This window comes from Streptomyces sp. GDS52 (genome assembly GCF_052246875.1).
GTDB classification, from domain to species: Bacteria; Actinomycetota; Actinomycetes; order Streptomycetales; family Streptomycetaceae; genus Streptomyces; species Streptomyces cathayae.
This window is the reverse complement of the sequence record NZ_CM125966.1, coordinates 6196390-6212236: the sequence shown is the minus strand read 5'-3', so window position 1 is coordinate 6212236 and position 15847 is coordinate 6196390. Positions and strand designations below refer to the sequence as shown.

The following is a 15847-nucleotide window of genomic DNA, read 5'->3' as shown; positions in this document are numbered from 1 at the left end:
ACCATCTTCCTCTGCCTCTCGTCGGTGGCCCGAGCGGGCCGCGTCACGGCCCGCGCGGTGCGGCAACACCTGCCCAGCCATCACGTCCGTGAATCACGTCGTCATGATGACCCGGCGGTCACATCTGCCGCGACCGAATTCCGGCGGCCTCGCACCGCCTACTCCGTTTCCCGTGGTTTCCGCGGTTTCTGCGGTTTCTGCGGGCCCGCGGTTCTGCGGTTACGCGGTTCCCGTGTCCTCGCCGGCCGGAGCGCTCAGCGCACCGTCCGGTAGCGCTCAGCGCACCGTCCGGTTCAGCGCCCGGTCCGGCTCCGGCCCTCTGCGCGGTTCAGTGTTCACCGAACAGTTCGAGCAGTTCCGCGCGGTCGAACATCCGGGCCGTGTCGACGGCCGAGGGAGCGCCTGCGGCAGGGTCGGCACCACCGTGCAGCAGGGCCTTGACCACCTCGGTCTCACCCTTGAAGGCGGCTCCGGCGAGCGGGGTCTGCCCCCGGTCGTTGATCCGGTCGGCGTCGGCGCCGCGCTCCAGCAGCGCGCGGACCGTCGCGGCATGACCGTGGTAGGCGGCGAGCATCACGAGCGAGTCGCCCCGGTCATTGGTGAGGTCGGCAGGCACACCCGCGTCGACGTAGGCCACGAGCTCCTCGGTCCGGCCGCGCCGGGCCAGATCGAAGATCCTGGTCGCCAGCTCCACGACCTCGGGGTCAGGGGCTTCAGTCATGTCGGCCGGGCCGCCTCTCACCACGGATCACTCCGCACATCGGGGACAGGGTGTACGTCTGCGAGCGGTGCAGAGCCGTACGGGTGAATCGCCAGGGTACTGGCTCGCGCGGCACATGAGCCGACGTGTCGGAGGTAAAGATCACGGGGCACCCAGCCGGATGCGCCAGCCCGTGTCCGCCGGGTCGGAAACGGTCCGCAACGGTCCGCCGACCGGGCGAAACATACGCCGATTAACCCAGTTGCACCTTTTGTCGTATAGATACATTCTGTGATCCTGGAAGTACTCATGGTGACTGTCCCCGCGAACCAGGAGAACTCACATGATCCTCTCGATCTCAGGCGTGGTCCTGCTCGGCATCGTCCTCTTCATCTTCTGCCGCAAGGACGGCCTGAGGCCGTTGCACGCCGTGGTGGCCATGCTGTTCGGCTTCTATCTGGCGAGTACGGCCATCGCGCCGAGCATCAAGGCGGGTGGCGAAAGCCTGGCCGGCCTCCTCGGCGGAATCAGGTTCTGACCCACCGCTCACCCACGTCCTCACCCACCCGCACACACTGGAGGCAGCAGTGGCCCGGCGCCCCCTCCCCCGCATCCTGAGGAACGGCGGCGCGCAGCTCGCCCGGAGCCGGGAGCTGGCCCGGACGGCGGCCGACAGCGCCACGGACGTCCTGCATCCGCTCATCACGATCATGCGCGGACTGCGCCGGCTCGCCTCGGCCGGACGGCGCAGGTGGCTCGACACCCCCAAGGAGCGGCGCGGGGCGCTGCTCTTCCTGGTGGCGTCGGTGGTCCTGGTCGTGGCGCTCCTCCCGTACGGTCCGCTGCTCGCCGTCATCACCCTGATGACGGCGGCGGCCTGGCAGGGCCGGGACCGCGTCCCGGCCGGGTCCGGCGGGCCCGACGAGTCGCAGGTCAAACGCCTGAGGTCGCTGTACCACGCCCTGGTGCCGTACTTCTCGTCCGCCGGGGACCCCGATCCCCTCTACACCCACGGCGGCGCGTGGGAGAACGCCTTCCCCGCGTACGAGTTCGACGGCACCGGTCGCATCACCCACCTACTGATCAGCTATCCCGCGTACTACACCGACGGCGAACCGGAGTCCCGTGCCCGGATCGAGCATCTGCTCGCCGCCAAGTCGGGGCGCGGCCGGGAATACCACTTCGCCTGGGACGAGGAGGGCAACCAGCTCACGGTCCGCGTCCTCGCCCCGCTGCCCGCCGACATCGCCGCCCAGCGCTTCGTCACGTCCCCCGGCGAGACGGTCCTCGGTTTCACCGATCCCACCTGGGTGCGGCGGACCCTGCCGCTCACCCACGGCGAGGAGCAGCGCGACGTTCCCCCCGTCGTCTGGCGCACCGGTGTCCGCTCCACCGAGCCCCACCTGCTGGCGGCCGGGCACCCCGGCAGCGGTGTCTCCACGCTGCTGCGCTCCGTCGCCCTGCAGGCGCTGGTCCACGGCGATGTGGTGATCATCGACGGCGGCGGCACCGGTGAGTACGCGTGCCTCACCGGCCGGGACGGTGTGCGCTCCGTCGAGTGCGGCCTGGCGGGAGCTCTGGCGAGTCTTCAGTGGGCCGCGCACGAGACGGAGCGCCGCCTGATCGCCACCAACCGGGCCCACCAGGCGGGCGATCCGCCGCCCGCGGACACCAGGCGGCCGCTCTGGATTCTGCTGGACCGCCCGAGCGCGTTCACGCACCTGGCCGCCGCGGACGGCCGTGAGGACCCCCAGTCGCTGCTCCAGGTCCCGCTACGGCACGGCCGCCCGGTGAACGTCACGGTGGTCGTCGCCGATCAGCTCGACAGCATGGAGGCCCTCACCGACGCGGTGCGGCAGCACACCCGCGCGCGGGTCGTCCTCGGGCCCGCGACACCGGATCAGGTGGCGGCCGTCCTGGGCGCTCCCCCGCACACCACACCCGTCGAACACGTCCCCCCGGGCCGTGGCTACGCCCGTCTGGGCACGGGCCCGGTCCACCGGCTCCAGGTGCCGGCCACGCCGAACCCGTACGACGACGCGACCGGCGATGCCCACCGGCAGGCGGTACTGGACCTGCTCCCGGCCAGGACGACCACGGCGGACGCGGCACCAAAGGCCCGGGCGCCCGGGCGCACCCGGCCGGCACCCGGCCTCCTGTCCAAGGCCCCTGCCGACGAGCCCTCCGCGGACACGGCCCCGGCGACGGCCGACCGGCACCCCGAGGCCGCCGTGCCCGCGGAGGCGGCCGTCGCCGAATCCTCCTGACCGCCCACCGCACACCGCCGGCCTCCCCCGGGGCACCGCGCGCAGGTGCCGCCCGTCCGCCGTGGCTACGCCACGAAGGAACGCGGCACCTCCGTCCCCGACGTCCCTCCGGTCTCGACGATCCGTGCCGCCGCGGCCAGCCGTACCGCCGCCTCCTCGGCCACCGCGCCGCCCACGGTGAACGGCAGTCGCACATATCCCTCGAACGCCCCGTCGACCCCGAAGCGCGGCCCCGACGGCGCCCGTACCCCGACCCGCTCCCCCGCCTCGGCGATCCGCGATCCCGAGAGCCCACCGGTACGCACCCACAGGGTGAGCCCGCCGCGCGGGACCTCGAACTCCCAGTCGGGCAGCTCCCGGCGCACCGCGCCGACCAGCGCGTCCCGGTTCTCCCGGGCCTGCGCGCGCCGGATCTCCACGGCCCGCTCCCAGCCGTCCGTGCCGAACAGCCAGTTCACCGCGAGCTGTTCCAGTACGGGCGTGCCCAGGTCGGCGTACGCGCGCGCGGCGACGAGACCGCGGATCACGTCGGGGGCCGCGCGCACCCAGCCGATCCGCAGCCCGGCCCAGAACGCCTTGCTCGCCGAGCCGACCGTGACCACCGTCGACCCGGCCGGGTCGAAGGCGCAGACGGGGCGCGGCATCTCCACATCCGGATCGAGCCAGAGTTCGCTCATGGTCTCGTCGGCGACCAGTACCGTTCCCGCCGAGCGCGCCGCGTCCACCAGCCGGCGGCGCTGGTCCTCGTCGGCGAGCGCGCCGGTCGGGTTGTGGAAGTCCGCGACGACGTACGCGACGCGCGGTGCCGCGTCCCGCAGCACCTGCCGCCAGCGGTCCAGGTCCCAGCCGGCCAGCCCCTCCGCCATGGCGACGGGGACCAGCCGGGCCCCGGCCTCCCGCATCAGCTGGAGGATGTTGGCGTAGGACGGCGACTCGACGGCGATGCGCTCGCCGCGGCCTCCGAAGCGGTGGCAGATGGCGTCGATGGCGCCCATCGCCCCGGTCGTCACCATGATCTGCTCGGGCATGGTCGGGATGCCCCGCGCGGTGTACCGGTCGGCGATCGTCGAGCGCAGCGCCGGCAGTCCGGCCGGATAGTCGCCGTGGGTGTGCGCGTAGGGCGGCAGTTCCTCGAGGGCGCCCTGTACGGCGCGGGTGAGCCAGGGTTCGGGTGCGGGCAGGGCGGCGCAGCCGAGGTCGATCATCGAGCCGAGGGCCTCGGGGGGCAGCGGTTCCAGTCCCCGCGCGGGCACCGGGTTTCCGGCCGGCACGGCGGTCCAGCTGCCGGCGCCGCGCCGTGACCCCAGGAAGCCCTCGCCGCGCAGCGCCTCGTAGGCGGCGGCGACGGTGGTGCGGCTGACGGACAGGGCCAGGGCCAGTTCCCGCTCGGCGGGCAGCCGGGCGGCCACCGGGACGCGCCCCTCGAGCACCAGCAGCCGGATCCCGTCGGCCAGGGCCCGGTAGGCGGGCGGGCGGCGGGTGCCGGGGCCGGCCGGCCGGTCCTGCTGGGAGTGGAGCAGCCGGGCGAGCTGCGCCGTACCCACCGCCGAGGTCCACTGCACCATCTGAATCAGTCCACCTTCCTCGAATTGGCCATGGATGGCATCCCCCTTCCCGCCACAGGGTGTCACGGGTCAGTCCACTTCCACTACGGGGGGCATGCCTTGTCCAGCCGATCGCCCCGGCACAGGTATCTCGCACGGCGCCTGTTCCAGCTCTACACCGGGCTGGCGCTGTACGGCGCGAGCTCGGCGCTGCTGGTCAGGTCCGGGCTCGGCCTGGAGCCGTGGAACGTGCTGCACCAGGGCCTGTCCGAGCGGACGGGCCTGTCGATGGGCCTGGTGGTGACCGCCCTGGGCGCGGCGGTGCTGCTGCTGTGGATCCCCCTGCGCCAGCGCCCGGGACTCGGCACGGTCTCCAACGTCCTGGTGATCGGCGCCGCCATGGACGCGACCCTGGCCGTGGTGCCCGAGGCACACGGCATGGCCCTGCGCGCACCGATGACGGTGGCCGGGATCGTGCTGAACGGCGCGGCGACCGGGCTGTACATCGCGGCGCGCTTCGGGCCGGGCCCGCGCGACGGGCTGATGACGGGCCTGAACCAGCGCACGGGGGTGTCGGTCCGGCTGGTGCGTACGGCCATCGAGGTCGCGGTGGTCGCCACGGGCTTCGCCCTCGGCGGCACCGTGGGCGTGGCGACCCTCCTGTACGCGGTGACGATCGGTCCGCTCGCCCAGCTCTTCCTGCGGGTGTTCGCCGTCCCCTCGGCATCCACCGGCCCCACGGCCGTTGCCACCGGTCAACCGCACGGGGTGATACTGCGTCCGTGACCTCACGGATACGCCACCCCTACCTCGACCATCCCGGCCCGATCGCGTTCGCCCACCGCGGCGGGGCGGCGGACGGACTGGAGAACACCGCACGCCAGTTCCGGTGCGCCGTCGAGGCGGGTTACCGCTACATCGAGACGGACGTCCATGTCACGCGGGACGGCCGGCTCGTCGCGTTCCACGACGCGACCCTGGACCGGGTGACGGACGGGGCGGGCCGGATCGCCGACCTGCCGTGGCGGGACGTGCGGCAGGCGCGCGTGGCGGGCCGGGAGCCGGTGCCCCTCTTCGAGGAACTGCTGGCCGCCTTCCCCGAGGTGCGGTGGAACGTCGACGTCAAGGCCGAGCCGGCTCTCCTGCCCTTCCTGGACCTGATCGAGCGGACGGACGCCTGGGACCGGGTCTGCCTCGGCTCCTTCTCCGAGGCCCGCGTGGTGCGCGCCCAGCGGCTGGCCGGGCCCCGCCTCGCGACGTCGTACGGCACGCGGGGGGTGCTGAGTCTGCGGCTGCGCTCGTGGGGGCTGCCGGCCGCGGTGCGCCGGTCGGCCGTCGCCGCCCAGGTCCCGGAGGCCCAGTCCGGCGTCCCGGTGGTGGATCACCGCTTCGTGCGCACCGCCCACGCGCACGGGCTCCAGGTGCACGTGTGGACGGTCAACGAACCCGAGCGGATGCACCGGCTCCTGGACCTGGGGGTGGATGGCATCATGACCGATCACATCGACATACTGCGCACGGTCATGGAGGACCGCGGCCTGTGGGTCTGAGGCCCCGCCCGAACACCGAGCGCGTTCACGGGGAAGCGAGGGCACGGGTGGGCGACGGCACCGTGCGATCACCGGCAGCGGACGAGGCGGCCGGCCGACGGTACGAGCAGCGCGGCTGGTACTTCTACGACTGGGCGTGCTCCGTGTACTCCACGAGCGTGCTCACGGTGTTCCTCGGCCCCTATCTGACGTCGGTCGCCGAGGCCGCGGCGGACGCGGACGGGTTCGTGCATCCGTTCGGCGTTCCGGTGCGCGCCGGGTCGTTCTTCGCGTACTCGGTGTCCCTGTCGGTGATCCTGGCGGTGCTCGTGATGCCGCTGGTGGGGGCCGCCGCCGACCGCACCGGCCGCAAGAAGCCGCTCCTCGCGGCCGCCGCCTACACGGGAGCCGCCGCCACGGCGTGCATGTTCCTCCTCGACGGCGAGCGCTATCTGCTGGGCGGCGCCCTGCTGGTCGTGGCGAACGCGGCGCAGTCCGTGGCGATGATGCTCTACAACTCCTACCTGCCGCAGATCGCCACTCCCCAGGAACGCGACGCGGTCTCCTCGCGGGGCTGGGCCTTCGGCTACGCGGCGGGCGCCCTGGTCCTCGTCGCCAACCTGATCCTCTACTCCGCCCATGACGCTTTCGGACTCTCCGAGGGCATGGCGGTCCGTATCTGCCTGGCGTCGGCGGGTCTGTGGTGGGGTGCCTTCACCCTGGTGCCGCTGCGGCGGCTGCGCGACCGCCGTGCCCCCGCTCGGGAGGCGTCGTCCGCCCTGTCCGGTTTCCGGCAGCTCGCGGCGACCGTCCGCGACATGCGGCGCCACCCGCTCACGCTCGCCTTCCTGCTGGCGTACCTGGTCTACAACGACGGCATCCAGACGGTGATCTCGCAGGCCTCGGTCTACGGCTCGAAGGAGTTGGGGCTCGGGCAGTCCACACTCATCGTCGCCGTGCTGCTGGTCCAGGTACTGGCGGTGGTCGGCGCGCTGGCGCTGGGCCGGCTGGCCCGGATGCACGGGGCGAAGCGCACGATCCTCGGCTCACTGGTCGCCTGGACGCTGACGCTGGCCGCCGGGTACTTCCTGCCCGCCGGGGAGCCGGTGTGGTTCTTCGTCCTGGCCGCCGGGATCGGCCTGGTCCTCGGCGGCAGCCAGGCCCTGTCCCGGTCGCTGTTCTCCCACCTCGTACCGCCCGGCAAGGAGGCCGAGTACTTCTCGGCGTACGAGCTGAGCGATCGCGGGATGAGCTGGCTCGGTCCGCTGCTGTTCGGACTCACCTACCAGCTGACGGGCAGCTACCGGGACGCGATCATCTCGCTGGTGGTCTTCTTCGTCCTCGGTTTCGCGCTGCTCGCGCGGGTTCCGGTACGCCGGGCGGTCGCCGCCGCGGGGAACCCCGTTCCGGAGAAGATTTAGCACTCGGCGCGAAAGGGCTGTAGTGTACGCGTTTGGCCTGCCAGGTGTACCGTTACTGCGCGTCAAAGATGCCGAAACGCCGTGTTGCATCTGTCATTAGATGTGACAAACCAGGCGCCGGTGGGTACTGCACTGGTTGACAAGGCTGCGGCTACGACGGCGACACATGGCCCGGAACGGGAATCTTTACCGCCGACCGGACGTTGACCGGATGACGACGACAGCGACACCTGTCCTGTGGGCGACAAGCCCGGGAGGCACGATTCATGAGTGAGCGAGCTCTTCGCGGCACGCGCCTCGTGGTGACCAGCTACGAGACGGACCGCGGCATCGACCTGGCACCACGCCAGGCCGTGGAGTACGCATGCGAGAAGGGGCACCGCTTCGAGATGCCCTTCTCGGTCGAGGCGGAGATCCCGCCGGAGTGGGAGTGCAAGGTCTGCGGTGCCCAGGCACTCCTGGTGGACGGCGACGGCCCCGAGGAGAAGAAGGCCAAGCCCGCACGTACGCATTGGGACATGCTGATGGAGCGACGCACCCGTGAGGAACTCGAAGAGGTCCTCGAGGAGCGTCTCGCCGTTCTGCGCTCCGGTGCGATGAACATCGCGGTTCACCCCCGGGACAGCCGAAAGTCGGCTTGATCCCGACGGATGATCGTGCGGGAGCACAGCGCACAGCAGCACATGGACCGCGGGCGCCGTACCAGTTGGTACGGCGCCCGCGGTCCATGTGCGTCCGGCTCGGTCCTCAGCGTGGGAGCGGCGGCCGGGGCTCCTGCGGGAAGTCGCCCGGCGGGGTACCGCGCTCGTCCCTGATCACCTCGCCCTGGACCACCTTGCCGTCGGGCCGGTGGATACGCACCTGCTGGAAGGCACCGCCCAGGGAGCCCTGGGCGGCCTCGCGCAGCTTGCGCTCGAAGGTGCGCTCGGCGTGGCGGCTCACGGCCTTCTGGACCGGGGGCACCAGCAGCAGCAGACCGGCCGCGTCGGAGACCAGGCCCGGGATGATCAGCAGCAGCCCGCCCAGCATCATCAGGCCGTTGCCCTCGCTGTTCGGCCGGGGCTCGGGCAGCACGCCGCCCTGTTGCTGCTGCAGCGTCTCGGTGAGGTTCTTGAAGGCGCGTCGGCCGGCTCGCTTGATCACCACCGAGCCGAGCACCAGGCCGGCCAGCAGCACCAGGAAGACCACCAGCCCGTTCGACGCTCCGGCGAGGACCGTGAGCAGCCAGATCTCCAGCACCAGCCACGCGGCGACGCCGAGCGGCAGAACGGTGCGCAGCCGGGAGCGCCGGGGCCGGACGGGGTTCGGGGTCTGAGCGCCAGTCGTCATGCTCCCAGTGTGCCTGGCCCCTGCTCAGCACGGGATAAGCGGGCCCGGCGGGCCCTCGGGGCGGTGAACGCACCCGCGGCCCGCCCGTCCGCCCGGCGGGCCCTGCCGCCTATCCGCCCTGCTTCGTCTCCTCGGCCCGCTGCGACCGCCCGGTCCGTCCGGCGTCCTCACGTCCCAGGACCTTGCCGACCCTGTCCCCCACGCCCCACGCGGTGACCCGCCACAACGCCTCGACGACGATGTCGCGGCTCATCTTCGAGTCGCCGAGTTCCCGCTCGACGAAGGTGATGGGCACCTCGACGACGTGGTAGCCGGCCTTGACCGCACGACGGGCGAGGTCGACCTGGAAGCAGTAGCCCTGGGAGGCGACGTCGTCCAGACCCAGGCCCTCCAGGGTCTCGCGGCGGAACGCGCGGAAGCCGCCGGTGATGTCGCGCAGCGGCAGATCGAGCGCCACCCGCGAGTAGAGGCTGCCCCCGCGCGAGATGTACTCACGGGACTTGGGCCAGTTGACCACCCGGCCGCCGGGCACCCAGCGCGAACCGAGCACCAGGTCGGCACCCTTGAGTGCGGTCAGCAGACGGGGCAGTTCCTCGGGCTGGTGAGAGCCGTCCGCGTCCATCTCGACGAGTACGCCGTAGTCGCGCTCCGCGCCCCAGCGGAAGCCCGCGAGGTACGCGGCGCCCAGGCCCTCCTTGCCCTTGCGGTGCAGTACCTGGACGTGGTCGTCCGTGGCGGCCAGCTCGTCGGCGAGCCTGCCGGTGCCGTCGGGGCTGTTGTCGTCGGCCACGAGAACGTGAGCCTCGGGAACGGCCTTGCGCACCCGGCCGACGATCGCCTTGATGTTCTCCGCCTCGTTGTAGGTCGGGATGATCACCAAGGCCGTGCCGAGCGGGCCGAAAGTCCTCCCCTGGGCTTCCGCCGCGCGGGTCCCCTCGCCGTCGTCCACAACTGCCCCTTCATGTCATGTTCAGGGTCCCACCATAGTGGTCACAGCCTGCACCGACATGGCATGACGTTCATATGATGGTGTTAATTTCCGAAGATCGAGTGGGAACGGGCCTTCCCCCGTGGAGAAGGCCCCGGGCGGCGGTGTACGGCGGATGGGGGCCCGGCGCCCTTCGGTCCGACCTGGGACCCGCCGGCTGCGAGTCGACCTGAAGCCGTTGTCTACTGAGCGCCCGGCCCCACCCGGGGCCACACCTTCCCGACCCACCGGAACGTTCCCTCGCGCCGCGCCGATGCTGAGCCTGGCTCCCGGTGACGGTGCCCGGCGCGGCACACCGTCCCTGACCCAGCGGCGCTGCCTCGAGTGGGCGGAACTTCCCCGGTCGGGCGTCCGATGGTGGACCCCGCCGAACCTAGCTTTCCCCCCGCTGCTTCCCGCCAACAGACGTTTGACCTGCGCAATGCGGTTCAGGTGTCCGGCCGGCGGGGAGGATGCGCAGGTCGCGAGACGGGGGCTCGGCACGTGCTCGTCGCCGGGCGGTCCGTGGAGATCACTCTCCCGGCCGTACGAAGACCGTGCGTCCGCCGACCACCGTGCGCCGACAGACGGGCAGGTCGCCGCCCGGGGTCAGGTCCGGCAGCCCGGGGGTGCCGGAGCGGGGGTCGGTGGACCAGCGCGCCACCCGGTCGTCGGGTGCCTGTACGACAAGGTCGCCGGTGTGCCACACGGCGTAGTCGGCAGGGGCTCCCGGCACCAGGATGCCCGCGTCGTCACGTCCGATCGCCCGCCAGCCGCCCCGCGTGTGCGCGGTGAACGCGGCCCGCACGGAGACCCGGTGCTCGGGCGTGCGGTGGAAGGCGGCGGCCCGGACGGTGCCCCACGGATCGAGGGGCGTGACCGGGCTGTCCGATCCGAAGGCGAGCGGGACACCGGCGCGCAGCAGGGCCGCGAAGGGGTTCAGGGAGCGGGCCCGCGCCACGCCCAGACGCCGGGCGTACATGCCGTCCTCGCCGCCCCACAGGGCGTCGAAGGCGGGCTGGACGGAGGCGGTCAGGCCGAGTTCGGCGAACGCTGCGACGGTCTCGGCAGTGAGCATCTCGGCGTGCTCGACCCGGTGCCGGGCGGCCCGCACACGCGCGAGGCCGACCTTCTCGGCGGCGGCGCGCATCCCGTCGACCACCGCGCCGAGGGCGGCGTCGCCGATGGCGTGGAAGCCCGCCTGCAGGCCCGCCCCGGTGCAGTCGACCACGTGGGCGGCGACGGCGGCGGCGTCCAGGTGGGCGGTGCCCGTGTGGCCGGCGTCGGCGTACGGCTCGTGCAGGCAGGCGGTGTGCGAGCCGAGGGCCCCGTCGGCGAACAGGTCGCCCGCGGCGCCGGTCGCGCCCAGTGCGCGGGCCTTGGCGACGTCCCGCTCGGCCCAGTAGCCGACGGCGCGCGGGCCGCCGCCCTCGGCGGCGAGCCGCAGCAGGCCGGTGAAGTCGTCCTCGGAGGAGATCTCCGGGCCACCGCACTCGTGGACGGTGCCGATGCCCAGGGAGACGGCGTGGGCCAGGGCGGCACGCTGCGCCTCGGTGCGCTGGGCGGGCGTGACGGCGCCCAGGGCGGCGGCGCGTACGGCGTGGTGGGCGTCACCGGTGAGCGGCCGGGCCCCGCCGGGTGCCTCGCGGGCGATCTCGCGGGTGTTCTCACCGCTGACGAGGTCGAGCAGCGCGGTGGTGACGACCGCGGAGTGGACGTCGATCCGGCTGAGGTAGAGAGGGCGTCCACCGGTGGCCGCGTCGAGTTCGGCGCGGGTCGGGGGGCGGCCGTCCGGCCAGCGGGACGCGTCCCAGCCGTGGCCGAGCAGGACCCGGTCGGCCGGGCGGGCCGCGGCGAACTCCCGCACCCGGGCCAGCGCGGCCTGCAGGGAGGGGGCGTCGGACAGGTCGAGGCCGGTGAGGGCCAGTCCGGTGGCCGTGGTGTGCACGTGCGCGTCGGTGAACGCCGGGGTGACCAGCGCCCCGTCGAGGTCGATCACCTCGTCCACACCGTCCGCGAAGGAGTCGGCGGCGCCCTCGGAGCCGACCCAGGCGATCTGGCCGCCTTCGACGACCATCGCGGTGGCGAAGGGGTCGGCGGGGCTGTGGACCTCGCCGCGGCGGAGCAGGACGGTGTGCGGCGGGGCGGTGCGTTCACTCATGACCCACAGTGTCGCCCCTCGCGGGGCCGGGCCCGCACCCAGGGCCGCTCCTCACCTCACCTGCGCACCGCTGCGCCTGCGCGCCGCACATCCGGTCGCGGCGGCGCACCCCCGCGCGGGTGCGGGTCAGACGCGCGGCGGACGGGCCTCGTACGGAGTGGACAGGACCACCGTCGTCCGGGTGGAGACGCCCGCCAGCGAGCGCACGCGGGCGAGCAGTTCCTCCAGTTGGCGCGGAGTGGCCACCCGCACCTTGAGGATGTAGTTCTCGTCGCCCGCGACACTGTGGCAGGCCTCGATCTCGGGCACGCCCGCGAGGCGGTCCGCGATGTCGTCGGGGGCGCTGGGGTCGAACGGCTTGACCGAGATGAAGGCGGTCATGGGCAGACCGACGGCATCCGGGTCGACGACCGCGGCATAGCCGCGGATGACGCCACGCTGTTCCAGCCTGCGCACCCGCTGGTGCACGGCCGACGTGGACAGGCCCGTGGCCTTGCCCAGGTCTGTGTAGCTCATCCGCCCGTCCTTGACGAGCAGCTGCACGATCTGTCGGTCCAGCTCCTCCATGGCGCAAGAACCTACAGTGCCGCCGATCTCCTCGGATACCTGAGCTGTCCAGGTCATGCCCGGTTCGTGATGTACCGGGCATCCGGCCCGAGCCGGGCGGGGGACGAAACCGGTTGCGGGCGGCGCCCCCGAACGGCATGTGACGAATACCACACCCTTCGAACAGTCTCCGTGATGTTCTCGTGATTACCCCCGATGGGGGACGGGAAGTGCTTGCTGTGGTCGAGGCCGCAGCGCCTTCACGGCCCAGCCCGAGGGGGAGAACCCATGCAGAGTCTTAAGCGCCCTGGTCGTACCACGCCCAAGCGGCAGCAGTCCGTCGTCGAACTCGTCCCCGAGTACGTCGACCCCGACGCTCTCGACGACGAACTCGACGCGTACGACACCTTCGAGATGTACCGGGTCGTCTGCCCGGACTGCGCGCAGCCGATCGCGCTGCTCGCGGACGAGGAGGTCCTGCCGGAGCACGCGCTGTGCGCCTCGCCGTGGAACCCGTTCGGGCTCACCGTCTGCACCGGCACCGGCCGCGGTGCCGGTGAGGCCCGGCCGGCGGACGAGTACGCCACGCTCCAGGAACAGGACACCGCCCTGCTGTTGACGCTCCCTCAGGGGCTCGACTGGCGCACCCAGCCCTTCTCGCACGTCGGCGGTCCGGCTTCGCGTCCGATCAGGGTGCCCGTCATACGGCGCCACGCCGCCTGAGCCGTCCCGCCCCGGCCCGGGGCCTGTCAAGCGCACCGCGACGGGACCTCCGCGCGCGGTGCGTCACCCGGCGCGGACGGGCCGGACCGGACGTCCGCGAACGTACGCCCTGTTCGGGCGGTCGGTGACCTGCCCGGTCGCTCCCGCGTCGCCCGGGCGTGACGGCCCCACGCTCTCGAGGACCGGGCGTCACCGCCGCGCCCTCGCTCCACCGCCCGTACCGCAGCCCGCCGGGCACACGCCTCCCCGCCGCCGCAACTCCCGGATCCGCCGATCTGCCGCGATCCGATGCGGAGCCGGGCCGACAAGGGCCGCGCCCTGCCGGGCCGGCACGCCCCGGAGCGGGTCCGGCTCGCGGCACCCCGGCGAGGAAGCCGGATCAGCTCGTCGGCGGCCCCGCGAGATGGCGGGCGATGACCATGCGCTGGATCTGGTTCGTCCCCTCGACGATCTGCAGCACCTTGGCCTCGCGCATGTAGCGCTCGGCCGGGAAGTCCGCGGTGTAGCCGTAGCCGCCGAGGATCTGGACGGCGTCGGTGGTGACCCGCATCGCCGTGTCGGTGCAGTGCAGTTTGGCCATGGCCGCCTGCTTGGCGAACGGCCGCCCGGCATCCCGCAGTCGGGCCGCCGCGAGGTACAGCGCGCGTCCCGCCTCGATCTGCGTGGCCATGTCGGCGAGCATGAACCGCAGTCCCTGGAAGTCGGCGATGGGCCGCCCGAACTGCCGCCGCCCGGCCGCGTACCCCAGCGCCTCGTCGAGCGCCGCCTGGGCCAGACCGATCGCGCAGGCCGCGATGCCGAGGCGTCCGCCGTCCAGCGCGGACAGGGCTATCGCGAAGCCCTGGCCCTCCTCACCGATCCGCCGGTCGTCCCCGACCCGTACGCCGTCGAAGTGGACCTGCGCGGTGGGCGAGCCCTTCATGCCCATCTTCTTCTCGGGAGCGGCGGCGCTCAGCCCCTCGGCGTCGCCGGGCACCAGGAACGCGGTGATCCCGCGCGGGCCGTCCGCACCGGTGCGGGTCATGGCGGTGTAGAAGTCGGCGATGCCGCCGTGCGTGATCCATGCCTTGGTGCCGGTGATCGCCCAGCCTCCCCCGGCCTCGCGCACCGCCTTGGTGCGCAGCGAGGCCGCGTCCGACCCGGAGGACGGCTCGGAGAGGCAGTAGGCGCCGAGCAGGCCGCCGCCGAGCATCGCCGGCAGGTGCTCGGCCTGCTGCTCCTTGGTGCCGTGGGTGGCGAGCGCGTAGGAGGCGAGGGTGTGCACGCTGACGCCGAGGCCGACGGTCAGGCGGGCCGTGGAGAGCTCTTCGAGGACCTGGAGGTAGACCTCGTAGGGCTGGTCTCCGCCGCCGTACGCCGAGTCGTAGGGCAGTCCGAGCAGTCCGGCCTCGGAAAGCAGGGTGAAGACCTCGCGCGGGAAACGGCCGGCGTCCTCCTCCTCGGCCGCCTTCGGGGCGATCTCGCGCTGCGCGATGTCGCGGACGAGCGAGATCAGGTCCCGTGCCTCGTCCGTGGGCAGTTGCCGGTCCACCGGCTGCGGGGCGTGGTCGGACATGGCGACGCTCTCCTCCCTGTTCGGGCACATCGGCGGATGCGCGCCTTGGGTAGGGGCGGCTCCGCCGGGTGGTTCCGGTGCCTGGCCGATACTGTCGCCCCCGGGTCTCGGGAGCTGCTGACCAGCCGCTGTGAGCTGTGAGTATGCCCGATCAGCCCGAGCGCGTCACTTGTTAACGACCGCTTACTACAAGAATTTTCCGGACGTCGAAATCGGTCCGCACCACTGACCTCGCCGATCCGGCCCTCCCGCCGCTCCACCTCGAGAAATCGCCGTGTCCATGACAATGGCCTTCCGTGCTTCCTCCACGAAGAGGCGCACGGGACGCGACTCCCACCGCGCCGCACCGCGATCGCGGACGCCGGTGCTCCGGGCGTCGGCGTCCGCGGACGCCGACGCGTCAGCCGTCGCGGCGGGCGGGCTCCGGGGCCGGGTGCGCGGGATCCAGCTCCTCGATGGCGCGCATGGCCCCGCCGAGCATCTTCACCAGCAGTTCGCGCATGGTCTCGCGGGGCAGTTCGGGACGGTCGATCCATTCGAGGGTGGCACCCTCGACGCTGCACACCCAGGACAGCAGACCCATCCGCGCCAGCGGCGTGATGTCACTGGTCCCGTAGGCGCCTTCGGCGATGGTCTCGACGATCGCCTCGCGCACCCCGTCCCGGATGGCATGGACCTCGGTGTCGAAGCCGACACCGCCGCTGACGATCGTGCGGTACGCGGCCTGGTTGTGCTCGGCGTAGCGCAGATAGCTGTCGACGGTGCGGTGCACCCGCTCCGCGGGCGGCAGTCCGACGCCGCCCGCCGCGAAGGCGACCAGGCCGGCCACCGAGTCCTGGATGATGGACAGGTAGTAGCCCCGCTTGGAGTGGAAGTAGTAGTAGATCAGCCCCTTGGCGACATGCGCCTGACGTGCGATGTCGTCCATGGAGAGCGCGTCGTACGACGTGTCGGCGAACAGTTTTCGCCCGATGGCGATGAGTTCGGCACGGCGTGCCAGCGAACGCTCGGTGCTGCGCGCGCCGGGGCGCACGGCAGGCTGCTGACTGATGTTCAATCTTGACCCAGGTTTCCTGCGGGGGCGGACCTCCGCAGTATGTCAGGT

At 72.4% G+C, this 15847-nt stretch carries 15 protein-coding genes; 7 read left to right on the top strand and 8 right to left on the bottom strand.

The window, feature by feature from the left end; all coding sequences use genetic code 11:
* Positions 1-328: 328 nt before the first annotated feature.
* Positions 329-721 carry an ankyrin repeat domain-containing protein gene (locus tag ACTWJ9_RS28405; RefSeq protein WP_279337112.1) on the bottom strand — a complete coding sequence of 131 codons (393 nt, stop codon included), beginning with the start codon at positions 719-721 and terminating at the stop codon, positions 329-331.
* A gap of 322 nt (positions 722-1043) precedes the next feature.
* On the opposite strand from ACTWJ9_RS28405, the gene ACTWJ9_RS28400 reads away from it, so the two are divergent.
* Together ACTWJ9_RS28400 and ACTWJ9_RS28395 are read left to right on the top strand one after the other, a co-directional pair.
* Positions 1044-1238 carry a hypothetical protein gene (locus ACTWJ9_RS28400; RefSeq protein ID WP_279337111.1) on the top strand — a complete coding sequence of 65 codons (195 nt, stop codon included), beginning with the start codon at positions 1044-1046 and terminating at the stop codon, positions 1236-1238.
* A 49-nt stretch (positions 1239-1287) separates the two neighbouring features.
* On the top strand, positions 1288-2967 hold the full coding sequence (locus ACTWJ9_RS28395) for a hypothetical protein (RefSeq protein WP_279337110.1): 1680 nt from the start codon (positions 1288-1290) through the stop codon (positions 2965-2967).
* 65 nt (positions 2968-3032) lie between these two features.
* Here the strand turns inward: ACTWJ9_RS28395 and ACTWJ9_RS28390 are convergent, their stop codons facing one another.
* On the bottom strand, positions 3033-4532 hold the full coding sequence (locus ACTWJ9_RS28390; protein WP_279337109.1) for an SCO1417 family MocR-like transcription factor: 1500 nt from the start codon (positions 4530-4532) through the stop codon (positions 3033-3035).
* A 99-nt stretch (positions 4533-4631) separates the two neighbouring features.
* Here ACTWJ9_RS28390 and yczE point away from each other — a divergent pair, with 99 nt between their 5' ends.
* The 4 genes from yczE to ACTWJ9_RS28370 all read left to right on the top strand — a co-directional run bounded on the left by yczE (position 4632) and on the right by ACTWJ9_RS28370 (position 8102).
* On the top strand, positions 4632-5297 hold the full coding sequence (gene yczE / locus ACTWJ9_RS28385) for a membrane protein YczE (protein WP_384207276.1): 666 nt from the start codon (positions 4632-4634) through the stop codon (positions 5295-5297).
* Entirely contained in the window at positions 5294-6061 is a 768-nt protein-coding gene (locus tag ACTWJ9_RS28380; protein WP_279337108.1) for a glycerophosphodiester phosphodiesterase, read from the top strand. Before yczE ends, ACTWJ9_RS28380 begins: the two co-directional genes overlap by 4 nt.
* A gap of 47 nt (positions 6062-6108) precedes the next feature.
* Complete coding sequence (locus ACTWJ9_RS28375; protein ID WP_443294917.1) at positions 6109-7461, top strand: MFS transporter; 1353 nt, start codon at positions 6109-6111, stop codon at positions 7459-7461.
* A 266-nt stretch (positions 7462-7727) separates the two neighbouring features.
* Positions 7728-8102, top strand: coding sequence for an RNA polymerase-binding protein RbpA (locus ACTWJ9_RS28370; protein WP_003977404.1), 375 nt, complete (start codon positions 7728-7730; stop codon positions 8100-8102).
* A 106-nt stretch (positions 8103-8208) separates the two neighbouring features.
* Here the strand turns inward: ACTWJ9_RS28370 and fxsA are convergent, their stop codons facing one another.
* The 4 genes from fxsA to ACTWJ9_RS28350 all read right to left on the bottom strand — a co-directional run bounded on the left by fxsA (position 8209) and on the right by ACTWJ9_RS28350 (position 12485).
* Positions 8209-8790, bottom strand: coding sequence for an FxsA family membrane protein (fxsA, locus tag ACTWJ9_RS28365; protein WP_279337106.1), 582 nt, complete (start codon positions 8788-8790; stop codon positions 8209-8211).
* Between the two features lie 109 nt (positions 8791-8899).
* A complete protein-coding gene (locus ACTWJ9_RS28360) occupies positions 8900-9739 on the bottom strand; it encodes a polyprenol monophosphomannose synthase (RefSeq protein WP_279337105.1) in 840 nt (279 codons plus the stop codon).
* A 550-nt stretch (positions 9740-10289) separates the two neighbouring features.
* Entirely contained in the window at positions 10290-11918 is a 1629-nt protein-coding gene (locus ACTWJ9_RS28355) for an amidohydrolase (protein WP_387038429.1), read from the bottom strand.
* 126 nt (positions 11919-12044) lie between these two features.
* Positions 12045-12485 carry an Lrp/AsnC family transcriptional regulator gene (locus tag ACTWJ9_RS28350; protein WP_109379411.1) on the bottom strand — a complete coding sequence of 147 codons (441 nt, stop codon included), beginning with the start codon at positions 12483-12485 and terminating at the stop codon, positions 12045-12047.
* Between the two features lie 267 nt (positions 12486-12752).
* Here ACTWJ9_RS28350 and ACTWJ9_RS28345 point away from each other — a divergent pair, with 267 nt between their 5' ends.
* On the top strand, positions 12753-13187 hold the full coding sequence (locus tag ACTWJ9_RS28345; protein ID WP_388707800.1) for a hypothetical protein: 435 nt from the start codon (positions 12753-12755) through the stop codon (positions 13185-13187).
* A 379-nt stretch (positions 13188-13566) separates the two neighbouring features.
* On the opposite strand, the gene ACTWJ9_RS28340 is transcribed toward ACTWJ9_RS28345, so the two are convergent.
* Complete coding sequence (locus ACTWJ9_RS28340; protein WP_279337102.1) at positions 13567-14742, bottom strand: acyl-CoA dehydrogenase family protein; 1176 nt, start codon at positions 14740-14742, stop codon at positions 13567-13569.
* Between the two features lie 400 nt (positions 14743-15142).
* A complete protein-coding gene (locus tag ACTWJ9_RS28335; protein WP_279337101.1) occupies positions 15143-15799 on the bottom strand; it encodes a TetR/AcrR family transcriptional regulator in 657 nt (218 codons plus the stop codon).
* Between the last annotated feature and the right edge of the window lie 48 nt (positions 15800-15847).

Excerpts from the sequence above, each read along its gene's own strand:
- ACTWJ9_RS28405 (WP_279337112.1), bottom strand. The coding sequence starts at position 721 with ATGACTGAAGCCCCTGACCCCGAGGTCGTGGAGCTGGCGACCAGGATC.
- ACTWJ9_RS28400 (WP_279337111.1), top strand. The coding sequence starts at position 1,044 with ATGATCCTCTCGATCTCAGGCGTGGTCCTGCTCGGCATCGTCCTCTTC.
- ACTWJ9_RS28390 (WP_279337109.1), bottom strand. The coding sequence starts at position 4,532 with ATGGTGCAGTGGACCTCGGCGGTGGGTACGGCGCAGCTCGCCCGGCTG.
- ACTWJ9_RS28370 (WP_003977404.1), top strand. The coding sequence starts at position 7,728 with ATGAGTGAGCGAGCTCTTCGCGGCACGCGCCTCGTGGTGACCAGCTAC.
- fxsA (WP_279337106.1), bottom strand. The coding sequence starts at position 8,790 with ATGACGACTGGCGCTCAGACCCCGAACCCCGTCCGGCCCCGGCGCTCC.
- ACTWJ9_RS28355 (WP_387038429.1), bottom strand. The coding sequence starts at position 11,918 with ATGAGTGAACGCACCGCCCCGCCGCACACCGTCCTGCTCCGCCGCGGC.
- ACTWJ9_RS28350 (WP_109379411.1), bottom strand. The coding sequence starts at position 12,485 with ATGGAGGAGCTGGACCGACAGATCGTGCAGCTGCTCGTCAAGGACGGG.
- ACTWJ9_RS28345 (WP_388707800.1), top strand. The coding sequence starts at position 12,753 with ATGCAGAGTCTTAAGCGCCCTGGTCGTACCACGCCCAAGCGGCAGCAG.
- ACTWJ9_RS28340 (WP_279337102.1), bottom strand. The coding sequence starts at position 14,742 with ATGTCCGACCACGCCCCGCAGCCGGTGGACCGGCAACTGCCCACGGAC.